Origin of the sequence: Pseudomonas sp. TH21, from assembly GCF_016651025.1 — a bacterium.
Lineage (GTDB): Bacteria > Pseudomonadota > Gammaproteobacteria > Pseudomonadales > Pseudomonadaceae > Aquipseudomonas > Aquipseudomonas aylmerensis.
This window is the reverse complement of record NZ_JAEKEQ010000001.1, coordinates 1,477,524-1,493,629: the sequence shown is the minus strand read 5'-3', so window position 1 is coordinate 1,493,629 and position 16,106 is coordinate 1,477,524. Positions and strand designations below refer to the sequence as shown.

The 16,106-nt window shown below is 63.1% G+C and carries 15 protein-coding genes, 1 tRNA gene and 1 riboswitch; of the genes, 14 read left to right on the top strand and 2 right to left on the bottom strand.

Annotated features, from left to right (window positions below; genetic code table 11):
- Window positions 1–82: 82 nt before the first annotated feature.
- Window positions 83–775, bottom strand: coding sequence for a uracil-DNA glycosylase (gene ung / locus JFU04_RS06625; RefSeq protein WP_201143704.1), 693 nt, complete (start codon window positions 773–775; stop codon window positions 83–85).
- A gap of 135 nt (window positions 776–910) precedes the next feature.
- Here ung and JFU04_RS06620 point away from each other — a divergent pair, with 135 nt between their 5' ends.
- The gene (locus tag JFU04_RS06620; protein ID WP_201143703.1) at window positions 911–2,023 is read left to right on the top strand and encodes an enoyl-CoA hydratase/isomerase family protein; all 1,113 of its coding nucleotides are present in this window, start codon (window positions 911–913) and stop codon (window positions 2,021–2,023) included.
- Window positions 2,024–2,078: 55 nt separating this feature from the next.
- Here the strand turns inward: JFU04_RS06620 and JFU04_RS06615 are convergent, their stop codons facing one another.
- Window positions 2,079–2,444, bottom strand: a complete 366-nt coding sequence (locus JFU04_RS06615; RefSeq protein ID WP_083221300.1) for a hypothetical protein — start codon at window positions 2,442–2,444, stop codon at window positions 2,079–2,081.
- Window positions 2,445–2,760: 316 nt separating this feature from the next.
- Between JFU04_RS06615 and JFU04_RS06610 the strand changes: the two genes are divergently transcribed.
- The 13 genes from JFU04_RS06610 to JFU04_RS06550 all read left to right on the top strand — a co-directional run bounded on the left by JFU04_RS06610 (window position 2,761) and on the right by JFU04_RS06550 (window position 16,061).
- Window positions 2,761–4,383, top strand: coding sequence for a methyl-accepting chemotaxis protein (locus JFU04_RS06610; RefSeq protein ID WP_106805711.1), 1,623 nt, complete (start codon window positions 2,761–2,763; stop codon window positions 4,381–4,383).
- A 167-nt stretch (window positions 4,384–4,550) separates the two neighbouring features.
- A riboswitch (guanidine-I (ykkC/yxkD leader) is annotated at window positions 4,551–4,652 on the top strand.
- Between the two features lie 59 nt (window positions 4,653–4,711).
- Window positions 4,712–5,779, top strand: a complete 1,068-nt coding sequence (locus tag JFU04_RS06605) for a putative urea ABC transporter substrate-binding protein (protein WP_201143702.1) — start codon at window positions 4,712–4,714, stop codon at window positions 5,777–5,779.
- Window positions 5,780–5,791: 12 nt separating this feature from the next.
- On the top strand, window positions 5,792–6,607 hold the full coding sequence (locus JFU04_RS06600; protein WP_201143701.1) for an ABC transporter permease: 816 nt from the start codon (window positions 5,792–5,794) through the stop codon (window positions 6,605–6,607).
- A complete protein-coding gene (locus JFU04_RS06595) occupies window positions 6,604–7,368 on the top strand; it encodes an ABC transporter ATP-binding protein (RefSeq protein ID WP_065899420.1) in 765 nt (254 codons plus the stop codon). Before JFU04_RS06600 ends, JFU04_RS06595 begins: the two co-directional genes overlap by 4 nt.
- Complete coding sequence (locus tag JFU04_RS06590; protein WP_065899421.1) at window positions 7,365–8,090, top strand: urea amidolyase associated protein UAAP1; 726 nt, start codon at window positions 7,365–7,367, stop codon at window positions 8,088–8,090. Before JFU04_RS06595 ends, JFU04_RS06590 begins: the two co-directional genes overlap by 4 nt.
- 9 nt (window positions 8,091–8,099) lie before the next feature.
- Window positions 8,100–8,729, top strand: a complete 630-nt coding sequence (locus JFU04_RS06585) for an urea amidolyase associated protein UAAP2 (RefSeq protein ID WP_065899422.1) — start codon at window positions 8,100–8,102, stop codon at window positions 8,727–8,729.
- A 259-nt stretch (window positions 8,730–8,988) separates the two neighbouring features.
- The gene (gene uca, locus JFU04_RS06580) at window positions 8,989–12,606 is read left to right on the top strand and encodes an urea carboxylase (protein WP_201143700.1); all 3,618 of its coding nucleotides are present in this window, start codon (window positions 8,989–8,991) and stop codon (window positions 12,604–12,606) included.
- A gap of 47 nt (window positions 12,607–12,653) precedes the next feature.
- Window positions 12,654–12,860, top strand: a complete 207-nt coding sequence (locus JFU04_RS06575; protein ID WP_065899424.1) for a cysteine-rich CWC family protein — start codon at window positions 12,654–12,656, stop codon at window positions 12,858–12,860.
- Entirely contained in the window at window positions 12,850–13,542 is a 693-nt protein-coding gene (locus JFU04_RS06570; protein ID WP_106804872.1) for a 16S rRNA pseudouridine(516) synthase, read from the top strand. Before JFU04_RS06575 ends, JFU04_RS06570 begins: the two co-directional genes overlap by 11 nt.
- A gap of 304 nt (window positions 13,543–13,846) precedes the next feature.
- Entirely contained in the window at window positions 13,847–14,731 is an 885-nt protein-coding gene (locus JFU04_RS06565) for an alpha/beta fold hydrolase (protein ID WP_106804873.1), read from the top strand.
- 208 nt (window positions 14,732–14,939) lie between these two features.
- Window positions 14,940–15,013, top strand: a tRNA-Gly gene (locus JFU04_RS06560).
- A gap of 197 nt (window positions 15,014–15,210) precedes the next feature.
- Window positions 15,211–15,735 (top strand): DUF3833 domain-containing protein, encoded by a 525-nt coding sequence (locus tag JFU04_RS06555; protein ID WP_120447833.1) that lies wholly within the window; start codon window positions 15,211–15,213, stop codon window positions 15,733–15,735.
- A gap of 20 nt (window positions 15,736–15,755) precedes the next feature.
- The gene (locus JFU04_RS06550) at window positions 15,756–16,061 is read left to right on the top strand and encodes a DUF6482 family protein (protein ID WP_065899428.1); all 306 of its coding nucleotides are present in this window, start codon (window positions 15,756–15,758) and stop codon (window positions 16,059–16,061) included.
- The last annotated feature ends 45 nt before the right edge of the window (window positions 16,062–16,106 follow it).

Below are 16,106 nucleotides of genomic sequence, written 5' to 3'. Positions count from 1 at the left end.
TGGCGCTGGCTCCGTCGACAACTTGGTTGGCTGACACACTGCAATCGCCGGCAAGCCGGCGCCTGCAGTGGGGTGGCGAGGGTTAGAGCGGTGGCAACCGCCATTCAATCGGCGTCTCGCCATTTTGCTCAAGAAACTTGTTGGTGCGGCTGAAATGCCCGCAGCCCAGAAACCCGCGATACGCCGACAACGGCGACGGGTGCACTGAGGTCAGCACCAAGTGCTTGGTGGCATCGACCAGCTTCTGCTTGCCCTGGGCATGCGCGCCCCACAGCAGGAACACCAAGTGCGGCTGGTGTTCGCTGACCACTTCGATAATCCGGTCGGTAAAGAACTGCCAGCCCTTGCCCGCATGGGCATTGGCATTGGCGCGCTCCACCGTCATGGTGGTGTTGAGCAGCAACACGCCCTGGTCGGCCCAACTCTGCAGGCAGCCGTGGTTGGGGATGTCGATGTTCAGGTCGCGCTTGAGCTCTTTGTAGATATTGACCAGCGACGGTGGCGTCGGCACGCCCGGCTGCACCGAGAAGCACAAACCATGAGCCTGGCCGGGACCGTGGTACGGGTCCTGGCCGAGGATCACCACCTTGACCTTGTCCAGCGGAGTTGAATTGAGCGCGTTGAAAATCAGCGGGCCAGGTGGATAGATCTCTTTGCCGACGGCATGTTCCTGGCGCAGGAACTCGCGCAACTCGGCCATGTAGGGCTTCTCGAACTCATCGCGCAGGGCGTGTTTCCAGCTGGGTTCGAGTTTGATACGGTCGCCTTCGGTCATGGTGTGGTCGTCGCCTGAAAAAGAATGGGCGAACCCTAGGAAAGCCGACCCCGCTTGTCAATTGATCTGACACACCATCGGCACTTTCCCACGAAGCGATCATACTGAACCTTCACTTTCTCGATTGAGGTCACGATGAACCTGCACTTCGAAGAGCTGACCGGCAGCGACGGTGCCCGCATCGGCATCGCCAGCCTGGACGCTGAAAAGTCCCTCAACGCCCTCTCCCTGCCAATGATCCTGGCCCTGGCCGACCGCCTGGATGCCTGGGCCAAAGACCCGAACATCGTCTGCGTACTGCTGCGCGGCAACGGCCCCAAGGCTTTTTGCGCCGGTGGCGAGGTGCGCAGCCTGGCCCTGGCCTGCCGTGAACATCCAGGAGAAGTGCCGGCCCTGGCTGCGCAATTCTTCGCGGCGGAATATCGCCTCGACTACCGCCTGCACACCTACCCCAAACCGGTGATCTGCTGGGGCCACGGCTACGTGCTGGGCGGCGGCATGGGCCTGCTGCAGAGCGCGGCGGTGCGCATCGTCACGCCGAGCAGCCGCCTGGCCATGCCCGAGATCAGCATCGGCCTCTACCCGGATGTGGGCGCCAGTTGGTTCCTGTCGCGCCTGCCGGGCAAACTCGGCCTGTTCCTGGGCCTCACCGGCGCGCACATCAATGGTCGTGATGCCCTCGACCTGGGCCTGGCCGACCGTTTCCTGCGCGACGATCAACAGGACGAACTGCTCGATGGCCTGCTGCAATTGAACTGGCAGGAACAAACCTCGATGCAACTCAACAGCCTGCTCAAGGCCCTGGCCCAGGAAGCCGTCGACCAGCAACCCGAAGCCCAATGGCTGCCGCGCCGGGCACAGATCGATGCATGGCTGGATGTCGGCGATGTGCGCTGTGCCTGGCGCGCCTTGAGCCTGTTGCGCGAGCACGCCGACCCACTGTTCAGCCGCGCCGGCAAGACCTTGAGCGAAGGCTGCCCGCTGACCGCGCACCTGGTGTGGGAACAGATCCAGCGTGCTCGCCATCTGTCGCTGGCCGAGGTGTTCCAGATGGAATACACCCTGAGCCTCAATTGCTGCCGTCATCCGGAGTTCAGCGAAGGGGTGCGCGCGCGGTTGATCGACAAGGACCAGACACCCCACTGGCATTGGCCGGACATCAACACGATCCCCGACGCCGTAGTGCAGGCGCATTTCAACAAGGCCTGGGAAGGCCGGCACCCGCTGGCAGATCTGTCGGATTACTGAGAGTTTACAGGCATAAAAAAACGGCGCTTCCTGCGCCGTTTGCGTATTTGATCGATCAACGGTGACCGCCACGGCCGCCGCCGTGATCACCTCCACGTCCATGCCCGCCATTACCGCCGTGATCACCCCAGCCCTGATTCGGGTAAGGCCGGTAGCCCGCCCTCGGGCCTGCCGGGTAGTAGCGAGGCGCCGGCGCGTAATAGCGCGGTGCGGAGTAATAACGCGGTGGAGGGGCGTAGTAACGCGGTGCGGGGTAGTAGTCACGACGGTATTGGTACGTCGGGCCACCGCCGTAGTAATACACCGGCGCCGGTGCGGTGTAGACCTCGGAGCGGTAATAGCTCTGGCCTCCATCGTAGTAAGGCACACACGCAGAAAGCGTAAGACCGAGTAACGCACTGAGTAGCAATCGTCGATACATGGCGGCCTCCTGGACCGCGGAAGAGCTCCTCCAGCGACGCTGGAGGGCGGCATTCATCTTTCAACGAATGACGAAATATCTGACATCAAAAACAGAATCTGGTGCGCTCTGGTAACAACTTGATACATCAATGTCGGGTGCTTGAAGGGCCGTATGGCTGCATGGGGAGAACGTGTTTAGTCTGCTCGAAGCTTTAACGATTCAGTAAATTTATCTGGCTCGAAACTTTGTCGATTGCGATGATGTCACTATGACATCGCACAACGCCAGGAAGGCTCTACTGTGCGCCCTTCGCCAACATCTGCGGATTCGAGCCATGAAAATTTCCACCAAGCTGCTGCTGTCATTTCTACTGTGCGCGCTGGTCACCCTCGGGGTCGGCCTGCTGGGGATCAAAGGCGTTGTGCGACTGGCGAGCGCGCTGGAGCTGACGTTCTCCAATAACCTGGTGTCCGTCAGCAACACGGCCGCCACACTCAATGGCCTGGTTGCGCATAACCGTGGTTTGTACCGCCTGCTGGACGCCAGCAAGGGCGATGTCGCCGCGCAGGACCGCAACCGCGTGCGCGACGACATCAGCAACGAACTCAAGCGCAGCCAGGCCGCCTACGCCACCTACCGCGCCACGCCGCTGGAAGATGACGAACGCGCAGCAGGCGACAAGCTCGACCAGCTCTGGCCGACCTATGTCAGCAATTCCGAACGCATCATCGCCATGCTCGATGGCGGCCAGGTCGAGCAGGCCCGCGCGCAGCTCAACAGCAGCAACAATGAACTGTTCCGCCAGGCCCGCGACCTGATCCGCGTGATGATCGACTCCAACAACCGCCAGATCCAGGAAGGCGCCGTCGCCGCCGATGAACTGCGCAGCAGTGCGTTGACCTGGATGATTGCCGGCATCGTGCTGGCCTTTATCATTGCGATCATCATTGGCGTGCTGATCACGCGGCTGATCACCCGTCCCATCGCCCAGGCGGTAGAAAGTGCGCAACGCATTGCCAAGGGCGACCTGACCCAAGCCATCCTCACCGAGCGCACCGACGAAGCCGGGCAACTGCTGATGGCACTCGCCGATATGCAGGGTGGCCTGAAAAGCACCCTGGTGGAAATCGCCAACGCCGCCGACCAGCTCGCGTCGGCTGCCGAGGAACTGAGCGCGGTCACCGACGAAAGCAGCCGTGGCCTGACGCGCCAGAACGACGAAATCCAGCAAGCCGCTACCGCCGTGAATCAGATGACGACGGCAGTCGACGAAGTGGCCAGCAACGCGGTGTCGACTTCAGAAGCCTCGCGCCAGGCCACCACCGAGGCTGAAGATGGCCGCCAGCAGGTCGAGCAGGCCGTGTCCGGGATGTCATCGATGGTCGACGAGATCAACGACTCCACCCAATCGGTGGCCGATCTCGCAGGCCAGGTGCGCGAGATTGGCAAGGTCATCGATGTGATCCGCGGCATCGCCGACCAGACCAACCTGCTGGCCCTGAATGCCGCCATCGAGGCCGCCCGCGCGGGTGAACAAGGTCGCGGTTTTGCGGTGGTCGCCGATGAGGTCCGCGCGTTGGCCCATCGCACCCAGACCTCGACCGTGGACATCGAAAAGATGATTGGCGAAGTGCAAGTCGGCGCCGATGACGCGGTGGCTGCGATGAACAAAAGCCTGACCTGGGCCAACAACACCCAGGCCCTGGCGCAGAACGCCGGCGACGCGCTGCAGCGGATTACCGCGAGTGTGGCGATGATCAACGAGCGCAACCTGGTGATCGCCTCGGCTTCCGAAGAGCAGGCCCAGGTGGCCCGCGAAGTCGACCGCAACCTGCTCAACATCCAGGACCTGTCGACCCAGACTGCCGCCGGCGCGCACCAGACCAACGCCTCCAGCCAGGACCTGTCCCGCCTGGCCACTTCGTTCAACGTGCTGGTCAGCAAGTTCCAGCTGTAAGCGCCTCATTGCAGTGCGCCGACGCACCCGCGTGGCGCACGCTGTCCTGACCTTTACCCTCCCTCCTCGCCGGGCCGCCTGCACAGCCGGGCCCCGGCGCACTTGGCACGAACCTCGCTTTGCATCTGCCGTGCAGGATTCATCACAGGTTCGCGGCACCACAATTTGCAATGGCCGACTAGGGTTCCGGCTCGCCACAAGCGAGTGGCTGGTCCGAGAGTTGGCGACCTCCAGTTGAGGTTACACGGCGGGATAAAAGCCCGGGAGACAAGCCACCGTTCGCGGTGCCGCGTTGCTCCTGCTCGCCCTTGATCAACTGGAGAAGCCCATGCCCTCAATCCGTTTACCCGCCCTCCTCGCCGCCGCGTTCGCCGCCGTGCTGAGCCTGCCTGCCCCAGCCGCCACCAAAGACCACTTCAGCGTCTGCTGGACGATCTACGCCGGCTGGATGCCCTGGGAGTATGCCGGCAGCCAAGGCATCCTCGACAAATGGGCAAAGAAGTACGGCATCAGCATCGACATGGTCCAGCTCAATGACTACGTCGAATCCATCAACCAGTACACCGCCGGCCAGTTCGATGGCTGCACCATGACCAACATGGACGCGTTGACCATCCCCGCCGCCGGTGGCGTGGACAGCACCGCGCTGGTGGTCAGCGATTTCTCCAACGGCAACGACGGGGTGATCATCAAGGGCACGGGCAAGACCGTGGCCGATCTCAAGGGCATGAACGTCAACCTGGTGGAACTCTCGGTGTCCCACTACCTGCTGGCCCGTGCGCTGGAATCGGCAGACCTGACTGAAAAAGACCTGAAGGTGGTCAACACCTCCGACGCCGATATCGCTGCCGCCTTCAACACCGATCAGGTGCAGGCCGTCACCACCTGGAACCCGATGCTCTCGGAGATCAAGGCCAAGCCCGGCGTGAGCGAAGTGTTCGACTCGAGCAAAGTGCCCGGCGAAATCATGGACATGATGGTGGTCAACACCCAGACCCTCAAGGACAACCCCAAGCTCGGCAAGGCGCTGACGGGCGCCTGGTTTGAAGTGGTCGCACTGATGAACGCCAAGGGCGCCGCCAGCACCGAGGCCCTGGAACATATGGCCAAGGCTTCCGGCACCGACCTCAAGGGTTTCCAGGCACAACTGGACACCACCAAGCTGTTTGCCACACCCAAGGAAGCCCTGGCGTTCGCCACCAGCGCGCAGCTGCCGGCGACCATGCGCAAGGTCGCCGAGTTCTCGTTTGAACACGGTTTGCTCGGCGAAGGCGCCAAGGACACCAGCGCCGTGGGCATGAGCTTCGCCAACGGCGTGACCAGCGGCGACACCGCCAACCTCAAGCTGCATTTCGACCCCAGCTACGTACAGATGGCCGCCGACGGCAAGCTGTAAGAGGACCTGGCCATGCGCCTGATCAACCGTCATCCGGAACGCTCCAGCCGCCTGTTGTTGGTGATACTGCCGTTCGCCCTGCTGCTGTTCGCCTACTTCGTGGGCTCGGCCGAGCGCCTGGCGGAAAATCCCAACGACAAGCTGCTGCCCAGCGCCGCGCAAATGAGCGACGCAGTGAAACGCCTGGCGTTCAGCGCCGACGCGCGCACCGGGGAATACGTGCTCTGGCAAGACAGCGCGTCGAGCCTGCGCCGCCTGGCCATCGGCTTGGGAATAAGCGCCCTCGCCGGCCTGTGCCTGGGCATCGCCGCTGGTACGCTGCCGCTGTTTGGCGCGCCGTTGTCGCCGCTGCTCACGGTGCTGTCGATGGTGCCGCCGCTGGCGATCCTGCCGATTCTGTTCATCGTGTTCGGGCTCGGGGAATTGTCCAAGGTGATGCTGATCGTGATCGGCATCACCCCGGCCCTGGCCCGTGACCTGGAGCAGCGCGCGCGCGAGATTCCGGTCGAGCTGCTGGTCAAGGCGCAGACCCTCGGCGCCTCCACATGGACCCTGATGCTGCGCGTGGTACTCCCGCAATTGCTGCCGCGCCTGCTGATCTCCCTGCGCTTGATGTTGGGCTCGGCCTGGCTGTTCCTGATTGCCGCCGAAGCCATCGCCTCCACCGATGGCCTGGGCTACCGCATCTTCCTGGTGCGCCGCTACCTGGCGATGGACGTGATCCTGCCCTACGTGGTGTGGATCACCCTGCTGGCCTGGCTGATGGACTGGGGCCTCAAGGCCCTGACCCGACACGCGTTCCCCTGGTACGAAGGAGCGCGGGCATGAGCTTTATCAGCGTCAACAATGTGTGGCAGCGCTATGGCGACCAGGTGGTGCTCGAAGGCCTCAACCTGCACGTGGCCGAGGGCGAGTTCTGCACGCTGGTGGGCACCTCGGGGTGCGGTAAATCGACCTTCCTGCGCCTGCTGTTGGGCCAGGAAACCGCGAGCAAAGGCCAGATCCTGCTGGACGGCCAACCGCTCGCTGCCGAGCCGGATGCCAGCCGTGGCGTGGTGTTCCAGCGCTACTCGGTGTTCCCGCATCTGAGCGTGCTCGACAACGTCGCCCTGGGCCTGGAACTGCCGCGTTCAGCACTGCTCGGCCGGTTGTTCGGCAAGGCCAGGCAGCAGGCTCGCGAACAGGCGGGCGCACTGCTGCACAAGGTCGGCCTCGGCCATGCGCTGGACAAATACCCGGCGCAGCTCTCCGGTGGCATGCAACAACGCCTGGCGATCGCCCAGGCGCTGATCATGCAGCCGCGCGTATTGCTGCTGGATGAACCCTTCGGCGCCCTCGACCCGGGCATTCGCAAAGACATGCACCAACTGCTGCTGGAACTGTGGCGCGAAACCCGCCTGACGGTGTTCATGGTCACCCACGACCTGAGCGAAGGCTTCAGCCTCGGCACGCGCCTGCTGGTGTTCGACAAAGTGCGCGTCGACCCCCACGCCCCCGGCGCCTATGGCGCCCGTATTACCTACGACATCCCTTTGAACAGCGAGCGTCGCAAAGCGCTCGCCGCCGAACTTGGAGCCCTTTCCAAATGACTGATTCCAACCCGCTGTTCCCGCCATTCGCCGAGGAAATGCTACCCGGCGGTGGTCACCGTTCGTTCGTGCTCAAGCGCGGTCAACTGCTGCGTCTCACGGATATTCGCGGCGGCGCCAACGTCAGCCTGACCCTGCTCAACGCCAACGAAAAAACCGAGCGCCTGAACCTGCCCGACAGCCTCAAATGCCAGCACACCGCCAAGCTCACCACCGGCCATTGCCTGTACTCGGACATGGGCCGCGTACTGGCGGCCATCACCGCCGACACCTGCGGCTGGAGTGACAGCATTGGCGGCGTGTTGTGCGCCGCCGAAGTCGCCGAGAAGTACGGCCAGGGCCGCTATCAAGAACTGCGCAACGGCTTTTTCCGCAACGGCACCGACAACCTGCTGGTGGAGTTGGGCAAGTGGGGCCTGGGCCTGTCCGACCTGCTGATGACCCTCAACCTGTTCAGCCGCGTCAGCGTGGATGCCGACGGCGGCCTGCACTTCGTGCCGGGCAACTCCAAGGCCGGCGACTACATCGAACTCTACGCCCCGATGGACACCCTGGTGGTGCTCACCGCGCTGCAACACCCGATGGACCCCAACCCTGACTACGCCCCACAACCACTGAAACTGAGCTGGATGAACGCCGACCCCAGCGTCGCCGAACACTGCCGCACTTCGCGCCCGGAAAACGCGCGCGGCTTTATCAACACCGACCGTCTGTTCGCCTGAGGAGCTGCCATGTCTATCGCACTGAAACAACCGGATGCAGCCGTATACCGCGCCACCATCCCCGCCGGCGAGCCGTGGCTGATGGAGGTCAAGGCCGGGCAGACCCTGCGCATTCTCGACCTTGAGGGCAACCAGGCCGTCGACACGCTGTTCTACAGCCTCAAGAACCCACGTGAGCGCTACGACGTGCAACGCACCTTGCGTCGCCAGAACAGCGTGTACCTGGGCACCGGTAGCGTGCTGTATTCCAACCTCGGCCAGCCGATGCTGACCATCGTCGAAGACACCTGCGGACGCCACGACACCCTCGGCGGCGCCTGCGCCCAGGAGAGCAACACCGTGCGCTACGCCCTGGAAAAACGCTACATGCACAGCTGCCGCGACAACTACCTGCGCGCCTGCGCCCACGATGGCCGGCTGGGCAAAAGCGACATCGGGCCGAACATCAATTTCTTCATGAACGTGCCGGTAACCGCCGACGGCGGGCTGACCTTCGAAGACGGGATTTCCGCCCCTGGCAAGTACGTCGACCTGCGCGCGGAGATGGACGTGATCGTGTTGATTTCCAACTGCCCGCAATTGAACAACCCGTGCAACGCCTACAACCCCACCCCTGCGGAGCTGCTGGTATGGAATTGAAAATGAGCCGGTTGCGTCAATGGTTGTTTGCCCTGTGCCAGGCCCGCGCCGGGCAGTGCCTCCACAAACGCTGAAGCCCACCCTGTGGGAGCTGGCTTGCCTGCGATAGCGGTCTATCTGCCAATAAACAAGGCGACTGATGTACCGCCATCGCGGGCAAGCCCGGCTCCCACAGTTGAGCGCCATCACCTCCACAGATCTGCGCCATGGACGACCCTGGCGTGTACCCCACAAGCGGGACGGCCCGCAGGGTTTTGCCATGTTCGAAAAACTGTTGATCGCCAACCGTGGCGCCATCGCCTGCCGCATCCTGCGCACCTTGCGCGAACTGCAGGTCAAAGGCGTCGCCATCTATGCCGAAGCCGATGCGGCGAGCCTGCATATCCAACACGCCGACGAGGCCTACAGCCTCGGTGAAGGCGCCGCCGCCACGACCTACCTGGCGGTGGAAAAAATCCTCGCGACCGCCAAGGCCTGTGGTGCCAGGGCGATTCATCCGGGCTACGGGTTCCTGTCGGAAAACGCCGCCTTTGCCCAAGCCTGTGAACACGCGGGCATTGCCTTTGTCGGGCCGACGCCCGAACAGTTGCGCGTGTTCGGTCTCAAGCACACCGCCCGCGCCCTGGCCAGTCAACAGCACATCCCGCTGCTGGAAGGCACCGAGCTGCTCGACAGCCTCGACGCTGCGTTGCGGGCCGCCGACACCGTCGGCTACCCGGTGATGTTGAAAAGCACCGCCGGCGGCGGCGGGATTGGCATGCGCGTGTGCCGCAGCGCGGCGCAGTTGAGCGAGTCGTTCGAGGCGGTCAAGCGCCTGGGCCAGAACAATTTCAGCGACGCCGGTGTGTTTATCGAGAAGTACATCGAGCACGCGCGTCACCTTGAAGTGCAGGTGTTCGGCGACGGCGCAGGTGACGTGATCGCCCTCGGCGTGCGCGACTGCTCCGTGCAGCGGCGCAACCAGAAAGTCCTCGAGGAAACCCCGGCGCCGAACCTGCCCGAAGGCATGGCCGAGGCCTTGTGTGCAGCCGCCATCACCCTCGCCAAGGCGGTGAATTACCGCAGCGCCGGCACCGTGGAATTTATCTTTGATAGCGCCGACGGGCGCTTCTACTTCCTTGAAGTGAACACGCGCCTGCAAGTGGAACACGGCGTCACCGAGCAGGTGTGGGGCGTGGACCTGGTGCGCTGGATGGTGCAACTGGCGGCGGGTGAACTGCCGCCGCTGGCTGAGTTGGACGTAAAACCTCGGGGCCATGCGATCCAGGCGCGGCTGTACGCCGAAGACCCCGGCCGCGACTTCCAGCCGAGTCCAGGGCTGTTGACCTGTGTGCACTTCCCCGCAGGCGAAGGCCTGCGCATCGACACGTGGGTCGAGGCCGGGTGTGAGATCCCGCCGTACTTCGACCCGATGATCGCCAAGCTGATCGCTTGGGCCCCGACCCGCGAACAGGCGCGCCTGGACCTGCACCAGGCCTTGAGCGACAGCCAGCTGTATGGGGTGGAAACCAACCGCGACTACCTGCGCCAGATTCTGCTCGCCGCCCCCTTCGCCAGCGGCCGGCCCTGGACGCGTTGCCTGGAAGATCTGGTCTACGTCGCCAACACCTTCGAGGTGCTCAGCGCCGGCACGCAAACCAGCGTGCAGGACTATCCCGGCCGCCTCGGTTACTGGGCCGTGGGCGTGCCGCCGTCAGGGCCGATGGACAGCCGCGCGCTGCGCAGGGGCAATCGCCTGCTGGGCAATGACGACGGCGCCGCCGCGCTGGAAATCACCATGAGCGGGCCGCTGCTGCGCTTCAACTGTGCGGCGGTGGTCGCGGTGACCGGCGCGGACATTCCATTGTTGTTGAATGAGCAGCCGGTGCCGATGAACACCGCGCTGCTGATCGAGGCCGGCGCGGTGTTGAGCCTTGGCACCATCGCCGGCGCCGGCGCGCGCAGCTACCTGTGCCTGCGCGGCGGGCTGCAAGTACCGGACTACCTGGGCAGTAAAAGTACCTTCACCCTCGGCCAGTTCGGCGGCCATGGTGGACGGGCGTTGCGCGCCGGGGATGTGTTGCACCTGGCGCCGCTGCTGGACGCGAGTGCCGGCCAGCAGTGCCTCGCCGAACCGCTGCCGCAGGTGCGCACGCTGCGAGTGATTTACGGCCCCCACGGCGCGCCGGAATATTTCCTGCCGGAGTACATCGACATCTTCTTTGCCACGCCGTGGGAAGTGCATTTCAACTCCAGCCGTACCGGCGTGCGGTTGATCGGGCCCAAGCCATCGTGGGCACGCACGGACGGCGGGGAGGCGGGGCTGCATCCGTCGAATATCCACGACAATCCCTATGCCATTGGCGCGGTGGATTTTACCGGCGACATGCCGGTGATCCTCGGCCCGGATGGCCCGAGCCTCGGCGGTTTCGTCTGCCCGGTGACAGTGATCGAGGCGGACCTGTGGCAACTGGGGCAGCTCAAGGCAGGCGACAAGGTGCGCTTCGAGCCGGTCGACCTCAAGACCGCCCGTGAACTGGCCATGAACGAGAACCGCGTCTGCAGGAGCAAGCTTGCCAGCGATGCCGACAACTCGGTGCTTCAGGCTGACCAAGGCGCCGCCATCCCCGGCACGCCGGGCGCCTACAGGTCGCCGGTGGTGCTGGATATCGGCGAGGACGATACCCGCCTGGTCGCCCGCCTCGCTGGCGACACCCATCTGCTGCTGGAAATCGGCGCCGCCGAGTTGGACCTGGTCCTGCGTTTTCGCGGCCACGCGCTGATGCAAGCCTTCGAAGCCCGTGCGCTGCACGGCGTGATCGACCTGACGCCGGGCATCCGCTCCCTGCAGATCCACTACCAGCCCGAACAACTGCCCCTGGCGGAGCTGCTGGCACTGATCGCCAGCGAGTGGAGCGCCGTGTGCGCCCGGCAAAACCTGCAGGTGCCGTCGCGCATCGTGCACTTGCCGTTGTCCTGGGACGACCCGGCGTGTCAGCTGGCCATCGAAAAATACATGACCACCGTGCGCAAGGACGCACCCTGGTGCCCGAGCAACCTGGAGTTCATCCGCCGTATCAACGACCTGGCCAACCTCGATGAAGTGCGCCACACCGTGTTCGAGGCGAGCTACCTGGTCATGGGCCTGGGCGATGTCTACCTCGGCGCACCAGTGGCCACGCCGCTCGACCCGCGCCACCGGCTGGTGACCACCAAGTACAACCCGGCGCGCACCTGGACCGCCGAGAACTCGGTGGGCATCGGCGGCGCCTACTTGTGCGTGTACGGCATGGAAGGCCCCGGCGGTTATCAGTTTGTCGGGCGCACGCTGCAGATGTGGAACCGCTATCGAGAGGTAGCGGCGTTCGATGGCAAGCCATGGCTGCTGCGGTTTTTCGACCAGATTCGCTTCTACCCGGTGAGCGCGCAGGAACTGCTGCAGATTCGGCGGGACTTTCCCCTGGGGCGCTTTGAGCTGAGCATCGAAGACAGCACGTTGAACCTGGCGGATTACCAGGCATTTCTCGCGCGGGAAGCACCCACGATCGATGCCTTTCGTGAGCACCAGCAGCACGCTTTCAACGCCGAGCGCGAACGCTGGATCGCCAGCGGCCAGGCGCATTTCGACAGTGAAGAGTCGGCGCCGCCGCTGGCGCAGGACACGCCGCTGCAAGCCAATGAGTACAGCATCGACAGCCATATCGCCGGCAATCTCTGGCAAGTCCAGGTGACCACGGGTGAGCGCGTGGCGGCCGGCGATGTGCTGGTGGTCCTGGAGTCGATGAAAATGGAGATCCCGGTGCTGGCGCCGTTTGCCGGGGTGGTGCGCAAGATTCCGGTGCAGCCGGGCAGCAGTATCGGCGCCGGCCAGCGGGTCGTCGTGCTGGAACGCGACTGAACGGCGCTGTATCGTGCAGGGACTTCCGAGGCCCTGCCCGACCGACCATGACCACGCCAACCCTTTGCCCTGCCTGCGGTGCCCGCAACGACTGCACCCTGGCCGACCCACGTACCGCCGATCAGCCTTGCTGGTGCTATAGCGTCACCATCGACCCGGCGATACTTGAAGCGCTGCCCGATGAACTGCGCAACAAGGCCTGCCTGTGCCCGCGGTGCGCGCAGGTCGATGAACAGATTCGCCATGCGCGTTGACCGTTTCCTCAGCAATCTGCCGCGTTTCAATCGCCAGCAGGTGCGGGTGTTGCTGGTCGAGCGGCGTGTCAGCGTTGATGGTGTCGCCGTCAGTGATCCTCACCATGAAGTACGCGAATTCAGCCGCGTGTGCGTGGATGCTGAAGTGTTGCAGGCGGGGCGCGCAGCGCGTTACTTCATGCTGCACAAACCCCAGGGATGCGTGAGCGCTACCGCGGACCCGCAACACCGCACGGTCCTGGACCTGTTGGATGAGCCGGACAAAGACGAGCTGCACATCGCCGGTCGTCTGGATTTCAACACCACGGGCCTGATGCTGATCACCAACGATGGCCAGTGGTCACGGCGCCTGACGCAACCGCAGACCAAGCTGCCCAAGGTCTATCTCGTGCAGACCGAGCAGGACATCGGCCCACACTACGCGGCTACCTTTACGGCGGGCGTGTATTTCGCGTTTGAAGACCTGACCACGCAACCCGCCGATCTGCAGTTACTGGGGCCCAGGACCGCACGCCTGAGCATCATCGAAGGCCGCTATCACCAGGTGAAGCGCATGTTCGGGCATTTCAACAACAAAGTGACGGGCTTGCACCGGGAGCGGATGGGCCCGTTGGTGTTGGACCTGAGCCTGGCGCCGGGCGAGTATCGGGCGTTGTCCGAGGAAGAAATCCGGCAGGTCTGACGACCGTTCAGCCGGTGATGGCAAAAAACCTGTCTGCCGGCTTGCGAGCTGGCCACTCGACTGCTTGAATCAAACCGTCAGCCAAATTATGACTGGCGAGTCGCCTATAACCTCCAAGAAACACCTTGCCCCGCCCGCGCTTGATCTACGGGCCTCCCAGGCAAACAGCCCGCCATAACAACACCCGTCGGCCAACCGTCATCGGATCGACATGGGCCCTCATTTTCCAGGCGTATGCCTACCTGTCACAAAGCTCGTGCAGAGTGATCTGCGCGCCCTACCCGCTTGCCAGGAGTCTTACGACATGAGGCCAGAAATCGCTGTGCTGGATATACAGGGTCAGTATCGGGTTTACACGGAGTTCTATCGCGCGGACGCTGCTGAAAAGACCATCATTCTGGTCAACGGCTCCATGGCCACCACGGCATCCTTCGCCCAAACCGTGAAAAGCCTGTACCCGCAATTCAATGTGGTTTTGTACGACCAGCCCTACGCCGGTCGCTCCAAGATCCATAATCGCCATGAGCACATGCTGACCAAAGAAGTCGAAGGCCAGATCCTGCTGGAACTGATCGACCACTTCGCGGCCGAGCACGTGCTGTCCTTTTCCTGGGGCGGCGCCGCGACCCTGGTCGCCCTCGCCCACCGCCCGCGCCGTGTGGAAAAGGCCGTGATCAGCTCGTTCTCCCCGGTGATCAACGCGCCGATGCGCGACTATCTAGAGCGTGGTGTCGACTACCTCGGCAACCTCGATCGCCACAGCGTCGGCCACCTGGTCAACAGCACCATCGGCAAACACTTGCCGTCCCTGTTCAAGCGTTTCAACTACAAGCATGTGAGCAGCCTGGCCGAGCACGAGTACGGGCAGATGCATTTTCACATCAGCCAGGTGCTGCACAGTGACCGCCTGTGCTACCTCAAGGCCGCACGGCAGATCGACGTACCGGTGCTGTTCTTGAACGGCGAGTGGGACGAATACACCAGCGCCGACGACGCCAGGCAGTTCGGGCAGTACGTGACGAACAGCAGCTTCAGCACCATCCAGGCGACCGGGCACTTCCTGGACATGGAGCACAAGGCCGCGTGCAGGGACAGTCGTGCAGCGGTGGTGGGTTTTCTCAAACCCGAGCGGCAGGTCAACCGATTGCGCTATCACCAGGGCCAGACCCAGCATGCCTTCGCCATCTGAAACACGCTCGCCAGCGTGCCTAGGCACTGGCTTGCCCGCGATAGCCTGACCCCAAAGGTCCATCTATCGCGGGCAAACCCAGCCCTTACGCACGCTCGCGCCACACCGAGATCAGTTTGCAGCCTCGCCTGGCGCACGCAACCCACACATTTTTCGAAGAAAAACTTCAAATCCCGGCGCACATCTGGTACAAAGTCAGCCGCTCTGAGCGGGTATAGTTTAATGGTAGAACAGTAGCTTCCCAAGCTTCCGACGAGGGTTCGATTCCCTCTACCCGCTCCACTCAGATTTTGCGCCCACGTCAGGATGGTTCTGACGGGGGAGGCCTAAAAAACCGGTCCTTGGTGGCCGGTTTTTTTATGGGTGGGATTTGTGCTACTCGTCAGTCGCCTCGCACAAACATGTACAAATCAATATTTTTGTACAAGTATCAATCCTGAGCGATGGCACTACGCCGCGCACCTTCATGGAGCCGGACAATGACGCGTCTATGGATTTCATTGTTGCTGGTGTTGAGTTTGAGCAGTTGCAGCAACGTGGGGGTCGATCACTACGCCGGCCAGCAACCGCAGCTGGACCTGGAGCGTTTCTTCAGCAAGCCCGTGAAAGCCTGGGGCATCTTCCAGAAGCGTTCGGGTGAAGTCGCCAAGCGCTTTGAGGTGAATATCGCCAGCCGGCGCGAGGGCGATGCGTTGATTCTCGACGAGCGGTTTCTCTACAGCGACGGCACGCGTCAGCAACGAATCTGGACGCTGACCCCGGACGGCCCGGGACGCTGGCGCGGTCGGGCAGGAGACGTGGTCGGCGAAGCTATCGGCGAGGTGGCGGGCAACGCACTGCGTTGGCGCTACCGTCTCAACCTACCGGTGGATGGCTCCGTCTACGAAGTCAGCTTTGACGACTGGATGTACCTGATGGACGAGGACACCCTGATCAACCGCTCGAGCATGTCCAAGTTTGGTGTCGAGTGGGGTCAGGTCACTTTGTTCTTTCGTCGCCAATGACCCTGAAGCGAGGCTCAATCATGAATCTGCAACAGCTGGCCGAACTGGCTGGGAAAGGCGAAATACGTGAGCTGGAATTGTTGTCGCTGGAAGGCGGTTTCTATATCGCTCGCGTGAGACTGGATGACGTCGAGATGACGTTACTGGACGATAGCGGGAAGCCGATGCGCATCGGCTCCACCACGCATTTGCGCGATGTGTTGCAAAGGGTTCCACCGTTTCCGTGTGTACTGGTGCAGCACTGCGTTCATGACGAGATGTGCGGTACGCGCGAAGGGCCGATCGGGGCGTTGCGCATTCCGTTTTCGCTGGCGGCGACACTTTGAATCCTGGCTTCATCCGTTCATGAAGCGCGAACGCTACAACCAGGA

Excerpts from the sequence above, each read along its gene's own strand:
- ung (WP_201143704.1), bottom strand. The coding sequence starts at position 775 with ATGACCGAAGGCGACCGTATCAAACTCGAACCCAGCTGGAAACACGCC.
- JFU04_RS06620 (WP_201143703.1), top strand. The coding sequence starts at position 911 with ATGAACCTGCACTTCGAAGAGCTGACCGGCAGCGACGGTGCCCGCATC.
- JFU04_RS06615 (WP_083221300.1), bottom strand. The coding sequence starts at position 2,444 with ATGTATCGACGATTGCTACTCAGTGCGTTACTCGGTCTTACGCTTTCT.
- JFU04_RS06610 (WP_106805711.1), top strand. The coding sequence starts at position 2,761 with ATGAAAATTTCCACCAAGCTGCTGCTGTCATTTCTACTGTGCGCGCTG.
- JFU04_RS06605 (WP_201143702.1), top strand. The coding sequence starts at position 4,712 with ATGCCCTCAATCCGTTTACCCGCCCTCCTCGCCGCCGCGTTCGCCGCC.
- JFU04_RS06600 (WP_201143701.1), top strand. The coding sequence starts at position 5,792 with ATGCGCCTGATCAACCGTCATCCGGAACGCTCCAGCCGCCTGTTGTTG.
- JFU04_RS06595 (WP_065899420.1), top strand. The coding sequence starts at position 6,604 with ATGAGCTTTATCAGCGTCAACAATGTGTGGCAGCGCTATGGCGACCAG.
- JFU04_RS06590 (WP_065899421.1), top strand. The coding sequence starts at position 7,365 with ATGACTGATTCCAACCCGCTGTTCCCGCCATTCGCCGAGGAAATGCTA.
- JFU04_RS06585 (WP_065899422.1), top strand. The coding sequence starts at position 8,100 with ATGTCTATCGCACTGAAACAACCGGATGCAGCCGTATACCGCGCCACC.
- uca (WP_201143700.1), top strand. The coding sequence starts at position 8,989 with ATGTTCGAAAAACTGTTGATCGCCAACCGTGGCGCCATCGCCTGCCGC.
- JFU04_RS06575 (WP_065899424.1), top strand. The coding sequence starts at position 12,654 with ATGACCACGCCAACCCTTTGCCCTGCCTGCGGTGCCCGCAACGACTGC.
- JFU04_RS06570 (WP_106804872.1), top strand. The coding sequence starts at position 12,850 with ATGCGCGTTGACCGTTTCCTCAGCAATCTGCCGCGTTTCAATCGCCAG.
- JFU04_RS06565 (WP_106804873.1), top strand. The coding sequence starts at position 13,847 with ATGAGGCCAGAAATCGCTGTGCTGGATATACAGGGTCAGTATCGGGTT.
- JFU04_RS06555 (WP_120447833.1), top strand. The coding sequence starts at position 15,211 with ATGACGCGTCTATGGATTTCATTGTTGCTGGTGTTGAGTTTGAGCAGT.
- JFU04_RS06550 (WP_065899428.1), top strand. The coding sequence starts at position 15,756 with ATGAATCTGCAACAGCTGGCCGAACTGGCTGGGAAAGGCGAAATACGT.